Annotated in this window: 3 protein-coding genes; 1 reads left to right on the top strand and 2 read right to left on the bottom strand. The window is 45.2% G+C overall.

Features of this window, described 5'->3' with window-relative positions; translation table 11 throughout:
* A partial coding sequence (locus tag WKT17_RS16040; protein ID WP_340273662.1) for an ABC transporter permease occupies positions 1 to 3,225 on the top strand: 3,225 nt, incomplete at its 5' end.
* A gap of 56 nt (positions 3,226 to 3,281) precedes the next feature.
* On the opposite strand, the gene WKT17_RS16045 is transcribed toward WKT17_RS16040, so the two are convergent.
* Together WKT17_RS16045 and WKT17_RS16050 are read right to left on the bottom strand one after the other, a co-directional pair.
* The gene (locus WKT17_RS16045) at positions 3,282 to 4,352 is read right to left on the bottom strand and encodes an alpha/beta hydrolase (RefSeq protein WP_173747779.1); all 1,071 of its coding nucleotides are present in this window, start codon (positions 4,350 to 4,352) and stop codon (positions 3,282 to 3,284) included.
* 163 nt (positions 4,353 to 4,515) lie between these two features.
* Positions 4,516 to 5,816, bottom strand: a 1,301-nt coding sequence (locus WKT17_RS16050) for a TIM-barrel domain-containing protein (RefSeq protein ID WP_340273664.1), incomplete at its 5' end; no start/stop codon positions are given.

Here is a 5,816-nt window from a genome sequence, read left to right on the forward strand (position 1 = left end):
AATATGGGACAGTCCACTTCCGGAACAGGCGAATTAAAGAGATACGGCTTTGTAAAGAAAGATGTCTTTGATTCTGATTTTTACATGATTGCAAGAGTGACCTTCCGCGATACGCAAAATGTCAATCCTTATTCCGATACCTATACCGATTTGATTCAGACCCATAAAAACCAACTGGACAAGCTGTTAGAGAGTCAGCCTGCCCTTCGTCTGGAGACTCTGAAGGATACGTATCAGAGCAATATTGACGATGGACAGAAACAGATTGACGAAGCCAAACAGAAACTTTCAGACACAAAGGAACAGCTGGCAGACGCTGACAAGCAGATTGAGGATGCAAAAACTGCCATTGCCTCTTCTGATTCTCAGCTCAAAGCTGCCAAAGAACAGTTATCTTCCGGCAAAGCCACCCTTACAAAAAAATGGGAGCAGCTGCAGTCTGCCAAACAATCCCTGGACAGTGCAAAAAATACCCTGCAGACAACAGAAAACCAGTTAAGTTCTGCCTACAGTTCTCTCCAGGACGAATGGGGCAAAATAAACACGGCGGACAGCCAGTTATCTGGGAAAGAGACGCAGCTGGCACAGGCAAAAGAAACGCTTGCCTCCAGTGAACAGGCATTTTCCTCAAAATCCACAGAACTTCAGGAAAAACAACAGACCTACCAAAGCGCCTTTGACGAATTCACCCAAAAACAGCTGGCTTATCAAAGTGCTTCTGACGAACTGGCAGCGCAGCAGAATACCCTGGATTCCAATAAAAATACTTTGATAAGCGCCAAACAGGAATATGAAACTTCCATTGATTCCTGCACCCAGACCGTCAATGCGCTCAAAGAACAGCTGGCAAATCCTGACCTTTCCCAGGAGGAACAGGAAGCGCTCCATCAAAAGCTGGCTGCTGCCCAGGCAGAACTGGAAAAATGCCAGTCAGAATATGAAAGCTTTTTGTCCGGCACTTATACCCCTCAGATGGACAGCCTTGCCGCTATGCAGACGCAGCTTGACCAGAAAAAAGCGGAACTGGAACAATCCAAAACCCTGCTTGCTGAAAAAGAAACGGAATTAAAGAACGCAAAACAGCAGCTGGATTCCTCAGAACAGGAAATCGGGGTCGCTTCTGCACAGCTTACGGACGCAAAGAATCAAATTGCAGCCAATGAAGCACAGTTAAGTGAAGCAAGACAGTCTCTTGCAGAACAGAAAGCACTTTTGGAAACGAAGCAGGAGGAATACAATTCCGGCTATGCGCAGTATCAGTCAGGTGTTTCTTTATACAACCAGAATCTGAATACTTATTATTCGGGACTGTCCGCATGGAAGGAATCCTTTGAAACCCTGCATTCCAAAGAAAAAGAGTATCAGGAAAACGTTGATAAATTAGAAGCTGCCAAACAGGAATTATCCGATAAAGAGGCGGAATACGAAAGCGGTTTAAAGGAGTTTACTACCAAAGAGGCCGACGCCAATAAAGAAATTGCTGAAAATGAAGAAAAATTAGCAGACGCAAAAGAAGAAATGGACAGTCTGGAACTGCCGGTGTATACCTTAAGCACACGAAGGGAAGCTGCCGGTTCCGACAGTTATAAAATTTACGACTCCATTTCCACCATTATTGACGCCCTGGCAAATGTGTTTCCTATCTTTCTGTACTTTGTAGCCGCACTGGTAACCCTGACTACCATGACACGTTTTGTGGATGAAGAACGTATGAATGCAGGTACTTTAAAGGCCCTTGGCTATACAGACCGTGATGTTATGAAAAAGTTTACGGTCTATGGACTGATTGCAGGCGTGTCCGGCACGCTTGCCGGTATCCTCTCAGGTCATCTGCTGCTGCCGGAAATCATTTACAATGCCTACGGAAACGGCTTTGACGTACCGGTTATTGAAAAACACTTTTATCTCTCAACTTCTCTGGCCGCACTGGTTCTGTCCGTTTTCAGTGCGGTCCTTCCGGCCTGCATCGTTGCCTTAAGAGAACTGAAAGAAAAACCGGCAGCTTTGTTATTACCCAAAGCTCCCACAAAGGGGTCAAAGATTTTTCTGGAGCATTTGACACCAATCTGGAACAGAATGAGCTTTACCCACAAAGTAACAGCCAGAAATATCTTCCGATATAAGAAACGGATGTTTATGACTGTTTTCGGTGTGTGCGGTGCCGTTGCTCTGCTGTTTACAGGACTCAGCGTACAGAACTCCACCTCCAAAATCAATGACCGGCAGTTTGGCGAGCTTATCCAATATGATTTAATTGTAGCACAGAACAGCCTTTTAACAGACAAAGAACAGCAGGAACTGGATTCCCTTTTAAATGGCAGTTCCATCAAGGAACAGCTTCCTGTCCATTATGAATCCGTGACAAAAGTTGCGGGAAAGAAAAAAGACAAGCAGGAAATCACTATGATTGTGACGCAGAACGAACAGAAATTCCGTGATTATTTTACTCTTGTTCATCGGGAAGATAACACACAAATCTCTCTGGATGATAACGGCGTTGTCATCTCTGAACGGCTGGCAAAATTATTGGATGTAAAAGCAGGCGACAGCTTTACCATTACGGATTCCAATGACAAGGAACACAAAGTAAAGGTTGCCTCCATTACAGAAATGTACACAGGACACTTTATGTTTATGAACGACAACTATTACGAAACTGCATTTTCTGATACTTACCAGGCAAATGCAAACTTAGTCAGCTTAAAAGACAGCTCCTTAGAGAATGCACAAACACAGGCCAGCCATTTTATGGAATCAGACGCTGTCAAAGGGGTCGTTCAGAATACAACCATGATTAACCAGATTAACACTATTGTAGATTCCCTGAATCAGATTATGCAGGTTTTAATCCTTGTTGCAGTTCTGCTTGGCATTGTCATTCTCTACAACCTTACCAACATCAATGTTGCAGAACGGATTCGTGAACTTTCCACAATCAAAGTTCTGGGATTCTATGACCAAGAAGTAACTCTCTATATTTACCGGGAAACCATACTTCTTTCCCTGCTTGGCATTTTAACAGGCTTTGGTGTGGGCGACCTGCTTTACCGATATATACTGGCTGTTGTGCCTCCGGATGAAGTTATGTTCAACCCCGCGCTTTCCGCCAGAGCCTTTCTCCTTCCTGCGGTTTTAATTGCGGCCATTACCTTTGTCTTAGGATATATGATGAATCGAAAACTGAAATATCTGGATATGCTCAGCGCATTAAAATCCGTGGAATAACAAAAAGCCCCGGTTCCTCTCACTCGTTTGGGAACAGGGGCTTTTCAATTGGGGACTTATCTTTCATTAGGAATTTTTTCCAGCGCTTCTTCTATCTGCTGCTTTTCTGCTTTTGTCATTCCTGTATGATTTAAAATCTCCCGAAAACTTCTGGAATCTGCCATAAAATACAGACCTTCCATGCCGTTTTTGCGTACCAGTTCCTGTGCGGCCGGGCCGATTTTCTCCGCCAGCATATCTTTATTTGCTTCCAGCCAGGCTAAAAACGGAGTCATAACCGTTTCTGCCCCGGCATAGTTCCTCAGGTATCCGAAGGTACAGTCCCAGGACAAAAAAGTATCGTAATCTCCGGAGACATGAGCCTTACATACTGGCTCTGTCATAGTATTTTCTCCGAAATCGCCCAGAACATCTTTCAGCCATCCGATACTGTCCTCCACCCAATCCGGCACCCGGCTGCAAAGTGGGATTTCCCGGTTCTGGACAGACGTATCTCCTGTAGAAAATCCATGAGGACCGTAGGCATAAATATGACTTTCAAAAGTAACTCCTTTTTGAGCCAAAGCCTGCAGAAAGTTCACCGAATTTTCCACGGCTACCAACTGGTCATTGCAGGTAGCAAAGACAAAACAAGGACATGTTTCCTCCGTCACTGCTGAGATTACATCCGGCGCTGTGCTCTCGCACATCTGCACGTCTTCCCCCCGGGTTACAGCATAGCCTAAAATTGCCGCATTCGGCTTGTTTTCTGCCATGGTTGCCGCACAGCCTGCCAGATGTCCGCCTGCCGAAAATCCCAGCACGGCAATTCTATCCCCATACACATTCCACTCCTCCCTCTTGCTGCGAATCAGCGTCATAGCCTGCTCATAGTCTTTTAATGGATTGGGCCACACTGCATCTTTCTTCACCGAATACCGCAAAATGAATACCTGATATCCTGCTTTTAAATAAGGCATAGCCACCGGGTCTGCTTCCCGGTCTGAACAATACTGGTATCCCCCGCCCGGAAGAATCAGGATAGCAGGTCTTTTTGATATATAGGAAAAAGCCCCACCTGTTTCCTGGAGATAAGCTGTCAATGTCACATTTCTTTCCTGATTTAAAGTAAGTAATTCTGTCCTCATGTATATTCCTCTCTTTCTCAGGTCAGTCCCGCCTGTTTTTTCTTATTCTTGATTATAGCATTTGCCGAAATATGCAACAATGGATTTTTCCCGAAAAAAACTGCTGCAGAAAGTACAAACGAAACGCCTTTCTGTTCCGTATGACTTTCTGCAGCAGTTTTTCTTAATCTGTAAATTCCATACCAATCAAATCAAATTTTTCACAGCTTATCACAATGGTAAAGCTGTCTTTGTCCGGTTTCGAGCATTTCATGCGGATAATTCGGTCGGACATGTCATAGTACCAGCCGCTTTCCGCTTCTTCAAAGCTCTCTTTTGTCAGGAATCGGGCAATCTTTTCTCCTTCTACTGTTACCCAGTAAGCACCTTTTTCCTTACTCACCAGATTCAGTTCCAGGTTATCCCAGGTTTCCTCATAAGAACCGTTCTTTGTAAAGGTAATGGTCTTTCTGTCTCCGGCCTTTACCTCGATTTTTGTAGATGCATACTCTCCGTCTTCAAACTTCTTAGACCAGCCGTCATCATCATAGTAAGTAAATGTCACGTCGTTTTCACAGCTAATGAGGAAGTTCAGAGTTTTCAGGGTATCTCTCTTAATCTGGGTCACATCTTCGCTGGTAACATACACGCCGCAGTCCCTGAAGAACATGGGCACAGAAGCCAGGGTAACCGGAATTTCTATGGTCTGTCCGCCCTCATAGGCCTTAAAATGGTCGTTCATATCATACCACACAGCGCCCTTTGGCAGATAGATTTTCCGTGTCTTCGCCCCTTTTTCCACCACGTTTGCCACCAGCACAGACGGTCCGAACAGAAAGGTCAGATGTTCGTCTGTGTAGCAGTTTTTATCCTCCGGAAACTCCAGAAACAGCGGCCTCATCACCGGCATACCGTTTTCGTGCGCTTCCCGCATAAGAGAATACAGATACGGTATCATGCGATATCTCTGGGCATATGCAGCCTGTACATAAGGCAGGGTTTCCTCGTACATAAAAGGCTGTGTTACCGTATTGTCGCTGTTTGCGGAATTGATACAGAATCTAGGCTGGAAAATACCGTTCTGAATCCAGCGAAGAAGAAGTTCTGCCTCCGGAGCAGGACCTGCAAAACCGCCGATATCACAGCCGGTATTGGCAATACCGGACATTCCCATGCCCATAATGGTGGCAATGTTAAATTTCACCGTACGCCAGTCTGTCAGATTATCTCCGTCCCAAACCTGAGCATAACGCTGGATTCCTGCGAATCCGGCCCGGTTAATAATGTAGGGACGTTCTTCCGGATATACCTCAGCCAGGGCTTCCTTTGCCGTATAAGCCATCATATTGGAATGAATAATTTTCAGCTCTGCCATGGTTCCGCCCATGCCCTCAAATTCACAGAACGCATTTCGGTCCTCAATGCCGTCATACTCACAGTTGTCGTTCCATACCGTCTTGGAACCTTTTTTCAACAGCGTTTCTT

The organism is Blautia sp. HCN-20427, from assembly GCF_037890365.1.
In the GTDB taxonomy this organism is placed as follows: domain Bacteria; phylum Bacillota; class Clostridia; order Lachnospirales; family Lachnospiraceae; genus Blautia.

What these genes read in the sequence shown, in the direction of transcription:
- WKT17_RS16045 (WP_173747779.1), bottom strand. Translation starts at nt 4,352, where the DNA reads ATGAGGACAGAATTACTTACTTTAAATCAGGAAAGAAATGTGACATTG.